Source organism: Microcoleus sp. Pol12B5, assembly GCF_036701335.1.
In the GTDB taxonomy this organism is placed as follows: Bacteria; Cyanobacteriota; Cyanobacteriia; order Cyanobacteriales; family Microcoleaceae; genus Microcoleus.
This window is the reverse complement of the sequence record NZ_JAUBQQ010000067.1, coordinates 16,466-34,815: the sequence shown is the minus strand read 5'-3', so window position 1 is coordinate 34,815 and position 18,350 is coordinate 16,466. Positions and strand designations below refer to the sequence as shown.

Here is an 18,350-nt window from a genome sequence, read left to right as displayed (position 1 = left end):
CTTTTGTTACCTCTGTGGAAAAAATCCTGAAAGAATTTGGAGAAAACTATGTAATTAATTTTGTCTAGCTACTTATTATTTTTCCGAAAAAGCTCGATTACAAGATTTAACGGGTGATAAGCAAGTAGAAATACTTGACGCAGTAAGGGTTTGAGTAGCTTGTTATCAAAAAAATGTGTGCGTGCGATCGCTAATTTTTAGACTTTCTACAGGGTCTAATCACGATCGTTGGCGATCGCTACCATCAAAATGGTCAATAAACTTGTGATAATTACTACTCTCTTGAGGGAGGTTCAAGATCCTAAACCCTCTACATATCAAGGTTTCAGTGGCGGTGTCACCCCGTCAATTCCCAGATTCAGTTTGGCACTGTTTGAGGACAGCAGGAGGAACCGCCGCAGTCAGCAAACATTTTCCCAGCCGTTGATTGAAGGTTCTCCGAGACGATCGACTCATTTGACATCTAAATTATCAGTGATCGTATGAAAACAGGATTATCAGCAACAACTCAGCTAAAACATCTGGCGCTAAACTGCTAGAGAACTGATATCATGTCCGATCGATTAACCATAATATCCCCGTCGGGGCGGTTTTTTGAGATTGTCAATTGATAATGCCGTACTTTGTCACATTTTTCTGCAATTTGCGACGACGGTAAGAGTTAAAAACGTGTTTTTCTGGAAATTCTCCTCTAGTTGCTAACTATTGCTGTGCCGCCGGCACAATATCCTGTTCGGAAATGCCCAATTTCGCTGCTATCTCGAAAAGGTGCAATCTGGATAATTCCCCTTCATCCTGTCAGCTTGCGATCGCAAGCTGTAAAATACCTTGAGCATCCTCTCAACCGTAAACTGGACTTATTTGAGTTTCAGGAGTTGCCATAACGAGTTTCCGATAATTTCCGAAATTATTTCTGTCACCGCAGTTAAACCGCAGGTAGGAATAGGTGGCGGATTTCAACACCCTTTCAAGAACAGGCAAGATGCCTGTTCCACAATAAGTAGACTCTTTTGTGGAACAGGCATCTTGCCTGTTCCCGATAGAGGTACAAAATACCAATAACTAACCCAAAGTATACATCCAGCCATCCCTCGCGCAAATCCTCACAATTCCGTCCCAAACTACAGGCGTCGCCTCAAATGACAAACCCGGCTTAAATCTCCCCGATTCTATTACTTTCAAACGGTAAAACTCCCCTTTAGCATTTTTCAACGCATTCTGATCTCCCGACTTCGCTCGTTCCCAATTCAAATTGAACAAATAAACACCGTTGTATCCCGCACTGATCAGTTTATTACCGTCGGTAAAAATCGGAGTCGAAATTGAAGAACCAATGGCTTGTTTAAATACTATTACCGGAGTATCGTAATACTGGTTTCGCCAAGGAACCGAAGTTTTTTTACCTGTAATCATATCTTGGGAACCGATGTACAAATTGCCGTCGATCGCATTTGTGGCAAACAGCGCCGGAAACTCGCCTGAATTGTACTCGTCATTCAACGCCACCGAGCCAATTATCCCACCTTCCCAGCTAGAAAGTCGGCGATTTCCGGTAGGCAAAAACCATTCGACGCTGGCATTCGGTTCCTTGTTGGGATTCAGCTTCAGCACTCCGCCGTTGCCCTGAATGTATTGTTTTTCAATGGCACAAAATAGTTTTCCTGATTTAGAGATTACAGCACTTCCATCCAAATCTGAACCAGTATAGAAATCCCAAACTATCTTTTTAGTTTCAATGCTGATACCGTAAATATGACCGGAACCAGCAGCTATAAATATTCTATCTTTGAGCCTTGATGGCGATGACTCCGCTACCAAGTTGCCACCGTGCTTCCTGATATCTGCTGCTGCATAAAGCTGTACTTCCGACAAGATATTTGGCTGCTTGATGCCTTGTTTGATTTTTGCATTGCTTGTGGAACTATCGAGAAAATAGCCTATCGCATTTTCCCCCGCATTGAACAAAACTCCACCGCCGAGATCCAAAGCGCTGCTGTCATTATCTCGGCTGTAGCTGGGCGTTTTCCTGATGTCCAATTTCCAAATTTCTTTGCCAGTTCTAAAAGATATTGCCCTAAAACTCGGCACGACACTTTTGCCACCACCGCCACTGCGGCTTCCCTGCAAAATTACAATTCTGTTTTCGGCGCTAGCTTTTTGATCGATATAAATCGTTGATGAACCTTTGATTACATCATCAAATTTATAGCGCCAAACTTCTTTATTAGTAGCAATATCTATTTTTCGCAAATTGTGGTCATAAGCACCTATAATTAAATAAGTTTTTCCCCCGTCTCTGGTAATGGTCGGCTGTCCTGTCCAACCGGCACCGCTCCAAACTACAGACCGCCTTCCCAGGAAAGTCCGGCCGCCGCCTAGTTGAAATTTGTCGATTAACTTCAAGCTTTTCGGAACACCTCTGCCGTAAAACCGACGCTTGTCGTTACCTAAAAAGGTCGGAACTAATAATTCTATTTCTGGGTCTGCTTTAGCCAGGAAATTGTTAAGATTAGTTTCTAATAAAGCTTGATCTGAGGATTCAGTTTGGCTCAGTTTGATAACAGCAGGAGGAACAGCAGCACTCAGCAAAAATTGTCCTAGCTGTTGATTGAAGGTTCTCCGAGATGATAAGCTCATATTAGATCGAGATAATCAGCCTTAATATTAAAACATAATTATCAGCAACAACTCAACTAAAACATCTCGCGCTAAACTGCTAGAGGACTGACAAGCTTACCCAGCACAAGTAAAAATATATTTGATTATGGTCAACCGTCTTGCTCAATCCCAAAGCCTTTACCTGCGGAAACACGCCGAAAATCCGATCGACTGGTGGCCCTGGTGCGACGAAGCTTTGGAAGCGGCCCGAAGCGAAAATAAACCGATTTTCCTGTCAATTGGCTACTCTAGCTGCCACTGGTGTACGGTGATGGAAGGGGAAGCATTTTCCGATCGCGCGATCGCCCAATACATGAATTCGCATTTTATACCGATAAAAGTCGATCGTGAAGAACGCCCGGATATCGACAGCATTTATATGCAAACCTTGCAAATGATGACCGGTCAAGGCGGTTGGCCCCTCAACGTTTTTCTCACTCCAGACGAGCGAGTTCCCTTCTACGGAGGCACTTATTTCCCCGTAGAACCGCGCTACGGACGGCCGGGATTTTTAGAAGTTTTGCAAGCAATCTGCCGCTTTTACGACACAGAAAAAGGCAAAGTAGAAGCCTTCAAAGCAGAAATTTTAGGCAATCTCCAACAGACGGCAGCGCTGTCAGGAGTAACCGCCGAATTAAATCGCGAACTCTTCCAAAAAGGCTTAGAACTCAACACCGGAATTATTGCCGGCCACAACCCCGGCCCCAGTTTTCCGATGATACCTTATGCTGAGCTAGCACTGCGGGGAACGCGATTTAATTTTGAATCAAAATACGACAGCAAACAAGTCTGCACTCAGCGCGGATTAGACTTAGCATTGGGCGGCATTTATGACCACGTAGGAGGCGGATTTCACCGCTATACGGTTGATGCGACTTGGACTGTGCCACACTTTGAAAAAATGCTCTACGACAACGGTCAAATTGTTGAGTATTTAGCAAATTTGTGGAGCGCGGGAATAAAAGAACCCGCTTTTGAAACTGCGATCGCGGGGACAGTAGAATGGTTGAAGCGAGAAATGATTGCGCCGACAGGCTATTTTTATGCTGCACAGGATGCTGACAGCTTTAACACTTCTGAAGAAGTTGAACCGGAAGAAGGAGCATTTTATGTCTGGACTTATGCCGAACTGGAACAACTATTAACTGCTGAGGAATTGGCAGAAATTAAAGCACAGTTTACTGTTAGTCGCAGCGGCAATTTTGAAGGCAATAATGTATTGCAGCGCCGCCATCCAGGGAAACTGAGCGACACAGTAGAAACGGCTTTGGCTAAACTCTTTAAAGTTCGCTACGGTGGCAATCCTGATACTGTAAAAACCTTTCCGCCAGCGCGCAACAATCAAGAAGCTAAAAACGACAGTTGGCCGGGTAGAATTCCCGCCGTTACTGACACGAAAATGATTGCTGCTTGGAATAGCTTAATGATTTCGGGTTTAGCCCGCGCTGCGGCTGTTTTTGGGAATTGGGAATATCTGGAATTAGCTGTGAAAGCGGCTAAGTTTATTTTAGACAATCAGTGGACGGATGGGCGGTTTCAGCGGTTGAATTATGACGGACAATCTGCTGTTACCGCGCAGTCGGAAGATTATGCTTTGTTTGTGAAAGCTTTGTTGGATTTGCATCAAGCGAGTTTGACTTTAGGCAATGGGGAAGAGGCAAAACAGTTGCCGAATTCTCAGTTTTGGTTGGAGAAAGCTGTGCAGGTGCAAGAAGAGTTTGATGAGTTTTTGTGGAGCGTGGAATTGGGAGGATATTACAATACTGCTAAGGATGCTAGCGGAGATTTGTTGGTGCGGGAACGCAGCTATATAGACAATGCAACTCCGGCTGCGAATGGAATTGCGATCGCATCTTTGGTTCGCCTCGCGCTGTTGGGCCCGAATTTGGAATATCTTGATCGCGCGGAGCAAGGTTTGCAAGCTTTCAGCAGTATTGTGCAAGATGCTCCCCAAGCTTGTCCGAGTCTACTGTCGGCGATCGACTGGTATCAGCATTCTACCCTGATCCGCACGTCACCAGACCAGATTTCCGGGTTGATTTCGCAGTATTATCCGACTGCTGTCTGTCAGATTGAGGCTGATTTGCCTGAAGGTGTTATCGGGTTAGTTTGCGAGTGTTTGACTTGCAAGGAACCTGCGAAAAGTCAAGAGCGGCTGTTGGAGGAAATTTTGCAAAGTCAAACGCGAATTTAGCACCAATACTGTCTATATTATTGAACCGCGAAGACGGCCAGAAAGAAGGAGGAAGCAGAAGGAAAAAGTAGATTATCTTCTACCGGGAAGGAATCGCATCTTCAGTCTGCCCCTCAATCTTCCAAAGAATCTCAGTGGCTTCAGCCCGCTTGAGTGTCAACAAATGCAAATACTTTCCGGCGGCACGGCAACTCGAACGCTGTCGCCGACTTGGTGTCGCTGCAAGTCATCTCTGTGCAAGTTTTGTCGGCGAAGGGCGATCGAACTTTTAGCAGTCAACCGCACCGTATAGCGCGTGTCAGTGCCAATATAAATAGCCTCTTCTACTATTCCCGGCCAGCTATTTCCATCCTCATAATTAGCCGGATAAATAGCAGCTTTTTCTGGCCGCAACACCAGGGTGAGAACTTTCCCAGCAGGGATATCTTCGGCTGTTGCAACTAACACTGGTAACTCCTGGTCAACCAACACGATTATTTTACCGTTTTGCTTTTCTACTACTTGGCCACTTAAAAAATTACTGTCGCCAATAAAATCAGCAACAAACCGCGTTTTAGGATATTCATAAATATCAACAGGCGTCCCAACTTGTTGCAGTTTTCCTCCATCCATCACTGCAATTCTGTCCGACATCGTTAGCGCTTCTTCCTGATCGTGAGTTACATAAATAAACGTAATTCCCAATTTTCGCTGCATTTTTTTTAATTCTAATTGCATCTCTTTACGCAATTTTAAATCCAGCGCTCCTAGGGGTTCATCCAACAGCAAAACAGACGGCTGTTTGACTAATGCTCTTGCTAGTGCTACTCGCTGCTGCTGTCCCCCTGACAGTTGGCGGGGATAGCGTTTTCCTACCTCGGTTAATTGTACTAATGCTAAGGCTTCAGCAACGCGATCGCCAATTGTTTTCTGAGGTATATTCTCCATTTCCAAGCCAAAAGCGACATTTTGTGCTACTGTCATGTGCGGAAATAAAGCATAATTTTGAAATACCGTATTTACTGGGCGGTGAAATGGCGGGCGATTTTGCATCGGTTGGCCGTGAATGTAAATTTCGCCGGCTGTGGGAATTTCAAAACCAGCGATCATTCGCAAAGTGGTAGTTTTGCCACAGCCAGAAGGGCCGAGTAAAGAAAAGAATTCTCGATCGTAAATTTGCAGGTTGATATTGTCTACAGCTAAGAAATCTTGACTGCGGACACTTTTAAATACTTTGGAAACTTCTAAAACTTCGACAGAGTGCATTCTGTTAGTATGTGTGAGTAATAAAAATCTGAGTTCGAGTCCAGTTAAACTGATATATTGCACCATTCTCAATTACTTGTTTAGGAACGGGCTCTCCGGCCCGTTCCACAAGAAAATTAAGTTTTGTGGAACGGGCCGGAGAGCCCGTTCTTGATGAGGGTGCAACTCCCATGCAAACTCAAAATTTAAGTGATCCAGGCTGGGCAGAAACCTCTTTTATATCTACTTTCCTGCCCCTGCTTTAACTTCCGTCCAAGCTCGATCGTACAAAGCAGTTGCTTTCCCGACATCCTCCAATAATTTCATTTTACCAAACACCTCAGCCGGCGGGTAAATTTGAGGATTATTCAAATCTTTCGGATCGATTAAACCTTGATCAATTGCTGCTTTGTTGGGCGATCCGAAGTGGGTAAAATTAGAAATTTGGGCGCCTACTTCTGGTTGCAAAATAAAGTTAATAAATTTCTCCGCTAACTCTTTCTGGGGCGCACCTTTGGGAATAGCCATGTTGTCAGAAAAAATGATTGTTCCTTCTTTGGGAATAGCGTAACGGAGATTAGGATTTTCTGTCATCACTTGGAAAATATCACCGCTCCATTCCATTGTCAAATTTACTTCTCCTTGATCTAGCATATTTTGCCCGGTGTCGGGGACAAAAGCTGCAATGATACTGTTACTTTTAATCAGCAAATCGCGGGCTTTGTTAATCTCTTCGGGATTGGTGGTATTTGGATCAAATCCTAAATACATTAAAACTCCTGCTAATGTGTATCTGGCATCGTCTTGCCACGCGACTTTTCCGGTATATTTCGGGTCGAACATCACCCCCCAACTGTTAATTTCTCCCTGGATTGTTTTCACGTTGTAGCCAATTCCCATGGTTCCCCACTGGTAGGGCAGCGAATATTTGTTGCCCGGGTCAAAAGCTTGATTGATAAACTTAGGTTCTAGGTTCTTTTGGTTGGGAATATTGTTTAAATTCAGCGGCTCAATTATATTTTCTGCGATCATGATTTTCACCATGTAATCGGCGGGAAATATTAAGTCGTAACCGGGGTTTCCCTGTTTGAGTTTGGCATAGAGTGCGTCGCTGTTCTCGAAAGTGTCGTATTGAATTTTAACATTGTTCTCTTTCTCGAATTGGGCGATCGTTTCTGGGGCGATATAACTTGCATAATTGTAAATGCTGAGCAGTTGCTGTTGGTTGCTACCTGTGCGGCTACACCCGAAAGCCATTGTTGCACTCATCACGAACAAAAGTAGGAAAGTCAGCAGGCGTTTCATAGGTTGTGTTAGTTGCAGACAAAAATAATTATGACACAGAAAGCAATTATTTTAACTTTTCTGAACTTTTAACGATGATACAACCAGCAATAAGGAAGCCAACAACATCAAAGTTGAAATGGCATTAATCGCTGGCGTCACTGAGAACTTTATCATGCCGTAAACAAATAATGGTAGCGTCATGGAACCAACGCCTGTGGTAAAAAATGTCACGACAAAATCGTCCAGCGACAGAGTAAAAGCCAGCAGTGCGGCGCTGAAAATAGCGGGCCAAATTAGAGGGAGAGTGATTCGCCAAAAAGCCCGCCATTCGTTAGCGCCTAAGTCAAAAGCTGCTTGTTCTAATTGAGGATCTAGTTCCGCCAAACGCGCCCTTATAGTAATAGTCACAAAGGAAATATTAAAGACAATGTGACCTATAATTACGGTAGGTAAGCCGAGATTCAGGCGAATTCCCGTAAGATTTTCTACGATCCGAAATACTAGCGTAAAGAAAACTAGCAGCGAAATGCCGATCGTAATTTCTGGCATAATAATCGGCAAAAACAGTAAAGCTTCTACTGCTTTGCGCCCCGGAAAATGAAAGCGTTCCAGTGCTAGGGCGAGCATTGTACCAAAAATTGTCGCTAACACGGTCGAAATAGCTGCAATTAGCAAGCTGTTGTTAAGGGCTGTCCAGATTCCGGCGCTGCTACTCGTAGCAATCGTCGCGCCTGCATTGCTAAACAAACTGCGGTACCAATCGAGGGTAAAGCCACGCCAAACGGCATTGAATCTGGAGGCGTTAAAGGAGTAAATAATTAAGATGAGAATTGGCAAGTAAAGAAAGGCAAATGCTAGTACAGCTTGTACCCAAAGCCACTTTTTGCCGATGGCCCGCACGAGTAAATCTAGTTTTGTTTTAGTCATTAGTCATTAGTGATTAGTCATTAATCATTAGCGCATCTTAAGCTAAACGCAGGGTGCAACGATTTGTATATACCTTACCTTATTCGGTTTCGTCAGACACGCGGAAGTAAATTAACACAGGAATCAATATGATTACCATCAACAGCATAGAAAGCGCCGAACCAAAAGGCCAATCGCGGGCTCTCATAAACTGATTCTGAATCAAATTTCCCACCATAACTGTTTTAGATCCGCCCAATATATCCGGCGTGATGAAAGCGCCGACAGCGGGAACAAAAACTAAAATAGAGCCTGCAACAATGCCGCGAGTTGTTAATGGTAAAAATACGCGCCAGAAAGTGCGAATATCATTAGCCCCTAAATCGTGAGCGGCTTCTACCAATGAAAAATTGAAGCGTTCTATGCTAGAATATAAAGGCAGAACCATGAAAGGTAAATAGCCGTAAATAAGACCGATCGCCACAGCGAAAGGCGTAAAAAGCAAGTTTAACGGTTCGCTAATAATTTGCAGGCTTTGCAGGGCTGTGTTAACTACTCCTTCGCTACGCAGCAGTATAATCCAGGCGTAAGTTCTCACTAAAAAATTAGTCCAAAATGGAATAATCACCAGCAAAAGCAAAGCATTTCGCCAGCGGGGAGAACGGGTGGCGATGAAGAATGCCAGGGGATAGCCAACTAACAAGCAAGCGGCAGTTGTTAGAAAAGCCAGCCACAGCGATCGCCCAATTACTCCTAAGAAAAGTCCACTGAACAAACGCTGGTAGTTGCTGAGAGTAAATATCCAAGTAACACCGCCGTAAGTACCGCGTTCTAAGAAACTGTACAAAAGTACAATTAGCACGGGCAAAATGAAGAAAACCATCAGCCACGCCGTACCGGGAAATAAGAGCAACAACAGGTTAGTTTGCTGGCGGTTTTTGACACTCATTATTTACTCAAGCGAAATTTAGCACATAATGCAACACATTTTATATCAAATCCGCATTTTATGAATTATGTCATCATGAATAAATTATCAAGAGGTACACAATGTCAGCAGAATCGTCAACCCCCAAAATAGTCGTCGTCGGTGCAGGATGGGCCGGTTTAGGCGCTACTTATCACCTAGCCCAGCAAGGCTATGATGTCACCCTGCTAGAAGCAGGCCCTTATCCGGGTGGCTTAGTTGCAGGGTGGAAAACCGCCGGCGGGCGTTCCGTAGAAGCTGGGATTCATGGCTTCTGGTACCCCTACCAAAATATCTTTTCCTTAGTCAAGGAATTAGGACTCGATCCCTTCACGCCTTGGACTCGTTCTTGTCAGTATTCACCAGCGGGATTGGAAGTAGAATCGCCGATTTTTCAGGACGAACCGCGCCTGCCCACACCGTTAGGAACCTTTCTTTACACCAGATTTAAAAGACTGCCATTAGTCGATCGACTTTCCGCCTTACCCTTACTCTACGCCGTCCTAGATTTCGACAATTCCGACGAAGCTTGGCGCAGGTACGATCGCGTCACAGCCCGCGAACTATTCAAACAGTTTGGCGTTTCTGCAAGACTGTACCGCGATGCTTTTGAGCCTATGTTATTAGTAGGTTTATTTGCACCAGGAGAACAATGTTCGGCCGCCGCAGCTTTGGGAATGCTTTATTATTTCATATTAGCCCACCAATCGGATTTTGATGTAGTTTGGTGTCGCGGAACAGTCGGAGAAATGATATTTCGTCCCTGGGTAGAACGCCTGGAAAAACTAGGCGCAAAAGTATTGACAAAGCAGCGAGTTACTGACTTAGTAATTGACAGCCACAACCGAGCCACAGGCGTTGTTTGCGGCGAAGAAACCTTCGAGGCCGATGCAGTTATTTTTGCAGTTGGCGTCACGGGAATGCAAAAAATTATTAGCAGCAGCCCAGCTTTGCAAAGTCGCCCAGAGTTTCGGGACGCGATGAATTTGGGTGCAGTTGATGTGTTAGCTGTTCGCCTGTGGTTTGACAGAAAAATTGACATTCCCTTGCCTTCTAATGCCTGTTTTGGATTTAGTTCAACTACGGGTTGGACGTTTTTTGATTTGAATGCTTTGCACGACGAATTTCGAGACGAACCGGGAACAGTTGTCGAAGCTGACTTTTATCACGCAAATCAATTAATTCCCCTGAAAGATGAGCAAATAGTTTCCTTAGTTCAGCGGGATTTAGCGACTTGCATTCCGGCTTTTCGGGAGGCAAAAGTAATTGACAGCAGCGCGATTCGGCTATCGCGGGCTGTGACGCATTTTGCCCCTGGCAGCTATCAGTATTTGTTGCCTGCCGTAACAAGTTATGATAATGTATTCATGAGTGGCGATTGGGTTGTGACCCGTCACGGCTCTTGGTCGCAGGAAAAGGCTTATGTTACTGGTTTGGAAGCGGCTAATTTGGTAATTTCGCGTTTCGGAATCGGAAATAAAGCCGCAATTATTCCCGTGGAAGCTGACGAACCGCACATTCAAATTGGGAGAAAGATTAATCAGTTTACTCGCAGTTTGACTAAAACATTCATTCCCGATTTTTGGCTGCCATAAGAAGGAAATTCGGCAACGGATTCGGTATTTAACGGATGTCAGGAAGAAGGGGGATTCCCGTCTGGTTCGCTAAGAGGCCGATCGCACTAAAATGACTGTACAGTCGCACCCGCGCGCCACAGCTTCCGGGATATTCCCGTGAATCACCTGCTTCAGCAGCCCTTCACGGCTCGCTCCCAGGACGATCGCATCGCACTGATCGTTCTGAGCCAAATCAATTAAAGCATCAGAAACCGATTTAGCGCAAACCGAAGTCGCTATTATCGAACAGCTAACCCGGCGCTTGATAAACTCCGCAGCTTGCTTTAATTCTCCGCGATCGGGTTCTGCAACAGAAGGCTGATGAACCTGACACAATTTAATCTCCGGTACAGCACTCGCAGCCACCAAAGCAGGTAGCAGCCGCAAAGCCGCAGCTTGCTTGTAACTGCCGCGAATAGGCACCAACCAGCGGTGCAAACCCATCAGCGTGTGCAGCCCCAATTCTGGCCCTGGAATGTCTGAATTCGGCGGGGAAAGTTCCGTCTCTGGAGTCGCTAATGAATCTGAGGATATCGCCAATGCGGGATTATCTCCACCATCAACTCCTTCGGTATTGAATTCCCATTCAATAGACGTATATTTTCGCCCGCTGAAAATGGGGGAAAACTCATTTTTCTTACGTGTTGCTAATAGTTTTTCGCTCCACTTCACCAAAATAACCTCGCAGCCTGCTTGCCGAATTACGGTATCCACCACATCGCCAAAAATGCGTCCTTTTGTGGAAAATTCGCCTTGCCAGCCCATCAAAATTGAATCGATATGTCGCTCCTTTATTGTCTCCAAAATCGCGTTAGGCACGTCGTGAGCTACCCGTATTTGGGTGTGTACCGGCAAGTTCCAATGGCGAATTATTCGCTCTGCTTGTTGTAGCAAGCGGCGGCTTTTGGTTGTCCGCACTGCGCTTTCTGAGGGGGAACTGTTACGCGGTACTATGATGATTTGCAGGCATTCTAATTCGTAATTGCGATCGCGCGCAATCGCCGCAGCCAGCCGCAGCAAAGCGGGTGCTGTTTGGGGATTGGAAAGCGGTACTAATAAGCGGCCGTTTCCCACTTGCGGGGCTTTGGTTTGATAGACAACATAAGAAGGTTCTGGATGCGGGCCCTGGGTGGTTTCTCCGCTGAGGCGATCGGATTCAACTCGGATAATGTCGCTGCGGGTAATAATTCCCACCAAACGCCGACCTTCTACGACTGGCAAACGGCTGATATTGTAGTTGTTGAGCCTGTACAATACCTCGCTTAAAGTATCGCTTGCTTTGACTGCGATCGGCTGTACAGTCATAAATTCTTTAAGCAGGGAGTTGCCGGACAAATTGCGCCCGCTGGCATTTGCCAAATCGGTTTGACTGACAATTCCGACTAATTTGCCATCTTCAACTACTGGAAATCCTCGGTGGTGCGATCGCGAAAAAGCCTGCATCACTTCATCGAAAGTCAGCAGACTCGAAAGAGTTTCAACTCGGCGCTGCATCACGTCATCTGCGTGCAAGTCGCTCAAAGTATTGCTCGCAGCTTTTGCCTTTGTCAGTTGAATGCCGTTAAACTCCAAAAGGCGATCGTACAAAGAGCCACTGTCCACCTTTTCCGCCACCAGATAAGCAACTACAGAACAGATCATCAAAGGCAGCACTAATTTGAAATCCGCCGTAATTTCAAACACAATCACTACCGCAGTAATCGGCGCCCTAGAAACCGCACAAAAAAACGCTCCCATTCCCGCCAAAGCGTAAGTTACCGGCAAACCAACACCCAGGGAATCTGCCTGCACAATTCCCACCATGTGACCGAGTGCAGAACCCATAACTAGGGCAGGGGAAAACAATCCTCCCGGAGCTCCAGAAGCAGCGGAAATAATTGTCAGAAAAAAGTGAGCTATAAAAGCAATTAAACTCGTTATGCCGCTTGCTTCACCGGTCAGCATAAACTCCCGTAAACCCGTATTATCGCGGAAAGTTGCTGGGAGAAAAGCTATTACTGAACCGCAGATTATGCCAGCTAAAGCCATTCGCACAGGCAAAGCTAATTTGAGCGATCTCCTGTTAAATTGCAAGCTAGCAATAATCCCTTTGGTGAACAAAGCTCCCAGCAATCCCGCTAAAACTCCTAACAGTATATAAAACGGAATTTCCTGAGCATCAAAACTGGTTTGGTACTCGCGAAGGTTCAAACTTAAACTATCGCCGCCCAAAAGCTGCGAAACAACTGCACCGATAAATGAAGCGATAATTGCAGTCCCTAAAGTCAATCCCGAAACGTCGTGCAGGAGTTCTTCAACGACAAACAAAACTCCTGCAATGGGAGCATTGAAACCAGCAGCCAATCCGGCAGCAGCACCGCAAGCAATCAATTGTCGGCGGTAGTCTGGGGAAGTGGGCATCAAGTGACCTATCCAGCCGGCCAAAGATGCTCCTATTTGCACAGTCGGGCCTTGCCTGCCTAAAGTTAAACCGGAACCAACTGCTAAAATAGTGGTCAGAAGTTTGGCGACAGCTACTCGCAAATCTAAGGAAAGATTAACCCCGCCGAGAGCAGCTTTGACGTGAGGAATGCCACTGCCGGCAGTTTCTGGAGCAAAACGCTCTACCAAGAAACCTGTCAGCAACCCGCCCAATAAACCGACAGCCGGAAGCAATATCCAAGCTGGGATTAATGTCGAGGTAGCAACTCGCCAACTGCCGAGCCATCCAACTCCTGACTTTAGCAAAACGCCTGCCAGTCCTGCCACCAAGCCGATCAGACAAGCTTCAAAAATGGCTAGGCGTTTCGGCCGTAAAAACAGTTGAGATTTGATGACCCTGGAAGGTTCCCTAAATTGTTTAGGGATAGTTATGTACGGCATAAATAGCGTAGATAGCCTGAGAATTGTCTGCTCGATCGCACTTTAGCGAAAAATCCTTCGATACTTACCTAAAATCTGCTGTAATTCCGATGCTACCGGATTTGATATCAATCTGCGATTTTTTTACCTTATAGCCTCCACCAGTGTTTTTAAATCCGGCACTTCTAAATCAGGCTGGCCGCTGGCCGGCAGTGTCGCGCAAAATCCTGTTTTTTCGTGTCGGCGATTTACCCAAATATATCTCGTGACTTGACAGCAATTGTCTCAAGACTAGCAGTATTCCCCTTTCCCCATCTCTCAGAGTGCCGTAGCAGTCAAAACTCACTACTGAAAATTGATTAAATTCAAGCATAGTTAGCTCCGAGTTTAGGGTTGATATTCCGCAAAAATCTCAATTTTGCCCACAATTTTTTGATTAAATTGAGCCAATTCTTCTGCCGGAATCCAATATTCTTGGTGAATCGAACTGCCCACATTTTGAACTGGATATTTTTTTAAGAATTCTGTCGCCACCCGAAAGCGCGTGACATAGCCGAAATATCCCGATGCTGCATCTCTTGTATTCCAATCTCGCGCAATTTGTATGGCATAGGCTTTGTGAATTACGGGATAAAAAGTAGGCTGAAAGGATAAGCGCGGGGGAAATGCCAGAAAATCGCTTTCTTTAATCAGTTCCATTTCTTTTTTGCCGACGGCTCGGAACAGCGTTACTGTCTCTTGATCTGATATATTGATATTTTTAAACCAAGCTTTCCAACCGTCCCAATTGTGAACTATTTTCGCCAATTCAGCGTAACCGGCGGCGCGGGGATGGGAAACGTCATTTTCTGTAAGTTCTTTATGCCAAATTTCTGAGTTTTGCAGCGGGGTGCAAACATCTAAATAAGGCACATTTAACTCGTTGCAAACTTGGGCAAACTGTTCGGATAAGTTGGCAATCCGGCTTGTGCGATCGCTATCGATAACTGGCGGTGGCCCTACCATTAATACTGGAAATATTTCTTGGGCTGATGAGAGAATACAGCGAGCATTTTCAATTGATTTTTCAACTTCTATGCGATTTTTTTCGTTGTCTCGATAAGTGTCGTTGACGCCAAAGGAAAATACTATTCTGCCATCGCCGTAGTGAGGTAAGCGGCGAGAAACTTCGTTGAACCAACGAGTTTCTATATCGGCACTGGTTTCTCCCCTTATTCCTAAATTGTAGTAGGTAATATCGTGTCCTTGTCCGCAAGCGGCCGCGCAAATCCGTCCTGTCCAACCGAGACATTTGGGATCGCAAGTACCGTTTACAAAAGAATCGCCGATAAAACAAATACGCATATTATGTGTGGGAATTGTTGACTGTTGACTGTTGGCGGTTGACTGTTGACTGTTGACTGTTGACTGATGATTGATGATTGATGACAACAGACAACTCCCAACTGACTTTAATTCTTGCCGATGACGGACAATCCCTCTACAATTAGAGACGGTGTTTGGCAAGAACCGTTCCACTCGGAGTCTCCTCCCAATTCTACCAATTGTTTGAGGACGTTGTAGACATTGCCAGCTACCATTGTGTCTTTGATTCTGCCGACTATTTGACCTTTTTTGACTCGGTAGCCGAGATCGACATTAATTGAAAAATCGCCGGAAATTCCAGCACTGCCACCAAGCATTTGATCGACTACAATTCCGTCGTCTAATTTAGCGATTAAATCGATTAACGAAAGCGAACCTGGCTTAATCAAAATATTGAACAAACTCGGCGTCGGATAGCTGCCCAAACCCGGCCGAAATCCGTTGCCGGTGGTGCCACTGCCCAAGGCTCGACCGGTGGTACGATCGGTATAAAATAGCTGCAACACTCCGCTGTTGATAAAGACGATCGCCCGAGTGGGAGTACCTTCGTCGTCAAAGGGACAGCTATAGGGCCCGATATCCGGCTGCTGCGAGAGGGTGACAAGCGGGGATGTCACTTGTTGGCCTAATCGATCGTTCCAAGGCGAAGCGCCTTCGAGTACCTGTTTGCCGTTCAGCGCGGCACAGACAGTCCCCCAAAGCAAGTCGGCGGCTTTGGCTGTAAATAGCACCGGCACGCGACCCGTAGCGGGGGCTACATTGTCTTTCGCCCATTCCAAACGCTGCAAAACCCGCTTGGCGCTGGTGTTTAAGTCGAGGGTGCCGCGTTCGGTTTCGCCTTCCCAAATGTTGAGGAAATCTTCGCCCCGCACTAATTCTGCTGATAAGTAACCGCTGAGGGTGGTGTCGGTGTGACTCGAATCCAAACCTTTGGTGTTCACCAAGCGAGTGCTTTCGATTTCGCAGTCGAGTTCGGCGGTGCAGAGGCTTTCTGGATAGGCTTCCCGGATGATCGCGATCGCCTCTTTGCCCCAGTTTACTAGCTGTTCGGCCGACACTGACACTCCGAGATCGGGATAGACAACTTTCTCACCGGTGCCTAGTTCGATGGTTTCCGGTTCGTTGAGTTGCGAAAGTGCGATCGCCCTATCCACCAAAATTTGCGGTTCCACAGGCCCGTAGGCCACCGCCAAACCCGGCCGCCCATCCCGCCACAGCCTTAGGGCAATGCCTTCTGCTTGGGCGGTTTCTAGCTGTTTGAGGCGGTTGGCTTCAAAAAAGACCGGCCGTGAGAGCGATTGCGATTCCAATACCTCAGCAGCTTCTGCACCTGCTTTGGTGGCTAGTTCTAACAGTTGTTCTGCTGATTGGTGATTGGTCATTGTTCTCGGTGGTTGGTAATGGGCGGTTCGATTTTCGATTTTCGATTAAAGAATTGGCAATAACTTACTGGATAGGGGTTGGGTTCACGGGTCTACATTTAGATTCTTTTGGGAAAACTGGTGTAATTGGCGATAACCAGATTTTACAGTCATTGATCATCAGTCATCAGTTAATAATCTACCGTCATTAGTCTAGAGTTAACAGCTATATTGACTCATAACTAATGACTAATGGCTAATAACTAATGACTAAATAGTTAGTTCGTGCAGCAGCCAAAATCCTGCAAAAGATTCCGATTCGGGATTCGACTGAATTGCTAAGAAATGTACTTTTTTTGCTTGCTTTTTAGCAGCTTCAAATCCTTTCGCTTCTCTCTCAGTTGCTGCGTCTCTGAGATTAGCTAAAATCCAACGATCATTAGCTCCCGTATCTAATACCAGCCTAGCGGGTGGGCCGCTCTCAAATTTCAGAAAAGCCAACTCCAAGCCCGACATCCAACCTGCCAGGGCTGTTGCTCTCGACGAGTAGATAATTAGTCCCGGAATTTGCGTTTCTGGGGCGAGGCGTGTCATCGGCAGTCCGAAAGCTTCGCCAAATCCGATATCCCACTCGGACATTTCGTCAAAAGCTGCGATCGGCAAACTCACAAACGCCCATTTTTCGCCGATTAAAGCATCCGGCAGCGCAACTGGCGTTTCGGGTACAAATTGAACGCTCGGGTTCACAACCGGTTGATAGCCCGGTTCGGCGGGATAAACGTCTTGCATCCGTTCTTCCAGCCACAGGCTAAGGGCGAGGGTGCGGCGGCTGCAGGCGGCGGGAATGTCCAAGTCATCGCAGGCTTTGGTAATCATGTTCGCCATTTGGCGGCGGAAAAAGCGGATTTTTTCGGGGCGTTTCGGTGCTGCGGCGATCGCATCTTTAATTGCACCCGCCAGCCACAGGGAATTCACGGTAGAACTGGAGCAGAATTGTGAGTAGCGAAACAGAGATTCGGCCTTGTCGCCTACATTCAGCGGGCTTTCGCAGATCAACACTTCCCATTTTTTTTTCTCTCGCTCGTCTATGATTGGACGGCTGTAAAAGTCGAGTTCCCAAATAGTAGCCATGCCGCGCTGTTAAAAATTAATCCTTTCTCATGTTACCGGACAGCGGGCAAGTTTCTGATTCTGACAATATAAAGCTGATTTTCATATCGCGGGCGATCGCCTTAACGTCAATCTGGGTCTGTCAAACGCTGGCTGCTCAAAATTGTCAGGTCAATGCTTGGCACTCGTTGGTTACTATATAGTTGACAGAACTGCTTGATAAATATTGGCAGTAGTTAAGTTTAGTAAATCTCATCATGCACAACAATTAAAATACCCAGAGCATAACTGTTGTCCAAAAAGTAAGTATAAAATATTTCGGAGTCTTACATAAAGCTGTCCTTCATACTGCATCTTAGCCGGAGTAGTTACTAGATCAATATTTTTGGGCGGCTGTGATAATTCTTGTGCCAGAGTGGCGATGGGCGATGACGTAAACAGGAAAAACCTATGATATCGGTTGAATTTCTGATTAATGCTCTCGAAAACTTAGATGTGGAAATGTGCCAGAGTGCTGTTAGGGCTTTGGGTATTGAATCTGTGATTGACGCCCTCAGACACCCAGAGTGGGAAGTGCGCCAGAGTAGTGCCATTGTTTTGGGTGAACTGGGTGACAAGCAAGCGGTTGAACCCCTGATTCGCGCCCTCAACGACTCAGTGACACAAGTCCGCCAGCGGGCCGCCTCCGCTTTAGGTCAACTCGGTGACAAGCAAGCGGTTGAACCCCTGATTCGCGCCCTCAATGACTCAGTGACACAAGTCCGCCAGCGGGCCGCCTCCGCTTTAGGTCAACTCGGTGACAAGCAAGCGGTTGAACCCCT

13 protein-coding genes are annotated in these 18,350 nt (G+C 46.1%); 3 read left to right on the top strand and 10 right to left on the bottom strand.

Going from position 1 to position 18,350, the window contains the following annotated elements; genetic code table 11:
* Positions 1-1,062: 1,062 nt before the first annotated feature.
* A complete protein-coding gene (locus QUA24_RS22150) occupies positions 1,063-2,637 on the bottom strand; it encodes an outer membrane protein assembly factor BamB family protein (RefSeq protein WP_333232121.1) in 1,575 nt (524 codons plus the stop codon).
* A 127-nt stretch (positions 2,638-2,764) separates the two neighbouring features.
* On the opposite strand from QUA24_RS22150, the gene QUA24_RS22145 reads away from it, so the two are divergent.
* On the top strand, positions 2,765-4,852 hold the full coding sequence (locus QUA24_RS22145) for a thioredoxin domain-containing protein (protein WP_333232119.1): 2,088 nt from the start codon (positions 2,765-2,767) through the stop codon (positions 4,850-4,852).
* A 156-nt stretch (positions 4,853-5,008) separates the two neighbouring features.
* Here the strand turns inward: QUA24_RS22145 and QUA24_RS22140 are convergent, their stop codons facing one another.
* The 4 genes from QUA24_RS22140 to QUA24_RS22125 form a co-directional block, all read right to left on the bottom strand.
* A complete protein-coding gene (locus QUA24_RS22140; protein WP_333232122.1) occupies positions 5,009-6,097 on the bottom strand; it encodes an ABC transporter ATP-binding protein in 1,089 nt (362 codons plus the stop codon).
* 222 nt (positions 6,098-6,319) lie between these two features.
* A complete protein-coding gene (locus tag QUA24_RS22135; RefSeq protein ID WP_333232117.1) occupies positions 6,320-7,381 on the bottom strand; it encodes a spermidine/putrescine ABC transporter substrate-binding protein in 1,062 nt (353 codons plus the stop codon).
* A gap of 51 nt (positions 7,382-7,432) precedes the next feature.
* Positions 7,433-8,290, bottom strand: coding sequence for an ABC transporter permease (locus QUA24_RS22130; protein ID WP_333232116.1), 858 nt, complete (start codon positions 8,288-8,290; stop codon positions 7,433-7,435).
* Between the two features lie 79 nt (positions 8,291-8,369).
* On the bottom strand, positions 8,370-9,218 hold the full coding sequence (locus tag QUA24_RS22125; protein WP_333232114.1) for an ABC transporter permease: 849 nt from the start codon (positions 9,216-9,218) through the stop codon (positions 8,370-8,372).
* Between the two features lie 101 nt (positions 9,219-9,319).
* On the opposite strand from QUA24_RS22125, the gene QUA24_RS22120 reads away from it, so the two are divergent.
* Entirely contained in the window at positions 9,320-10,831 is a 1,512-nt protein-coding gene (locus QUA24_RS22120; RefSeq protein WP_333232112.1) for an FAD-dependent oxidoreductase, read from the top strand.
* A 69-nt stretch (positions 10,832-10,900) separates the two neighbouring features.
* Here QUA24_RS22120 and QUA24_RS22115 read toward each other — a convergent pair whose 3' ends face one another.
* The 5 genes from QUA24_RS22115 to QUA24_RS22095 all read right to left on the bottom strand — a co-directional run bounded on the left by QUA24_RS22115 (position 10,901) and on the right by QUA24_RS22095 (position 17,550).
* Positions 10,901-13,714 (bottom strand): chloride channel protein, encoded by a 2,814-nt coding sequence (locus QUA24_RS22115; RefSeq protein ID WP_333232111.1) that lies wholly within the window; start codon positions 13,712-13,714, stop codon positions 10,901-10,903.
* Positions 13,715-13,883: 169 nt separating this feature from the next.
* Positions 13,884-14,066: a hypothetical protein gene (locus tag QUA24_RS22110; RefSeq protein WP_333215253.1), complete on the bottom strand. Its 183-nt coding sequence runs from the start codon at positions 14,064-14,066 to the stop codon at positions 13,884-13,886.
* A 14-nt stretch (positions 14,067-14,080) separates the two neighbouring features.
* Positions 14,081-15,124 carry a GDSL-type esterase/lipase family protein gene (locus QUA24_RS22105; RefSeq protein ID WP_333232109.1) on the bottom strand — a complete coding sequence of 348 codons (1,044 nt, stop codon included), beginning with the start codon at positions 15,122-15,124 and terminating at the stop codon, positions 14,081-14,083.
* A 20-nt stretch (positions 15,125-15,144) separates the two neighbouring features.
* Positions 15,145-16,440 carry a TldD/PmbA family protein gene (locus tag QUA24_RS22100; RefSeq protein WP_333232107.1) on the bottom strand — a complete coding sequence of 432 codons (1,296 nt, stop codon included), beginning with the start codon at positions 16,438-16,440 and terminating at the stop codon, positions 15,145-15,147.
* Positions 16,441-16,689: 249 nt separating this feature from the next.
* A complete protein-coding gene (locus QUA24_RS22095; RefSeq protein ID WP_333137275.1) occupies positions 16,690-17,550 on the bottom strand; it encodes a Tab2/Atab2 family RNA-binding protein in 861 nt (286 codons plus the stop codon).
* A gap of 429 nt (positions 17,551-17,979) precedes the next feature.
* Between QUA24_RS22095 and QUA24_RS22090 the strand changes: the two genes are divergently transcribed.
* On the top strand, positions 17,980-18,350 hold a 371-nt coding region (locus QUA24_RS22090; RefSeq protein ID WP_333232105.1), incomplete at its 3' end, for a HEAT repeat domain-containing protein.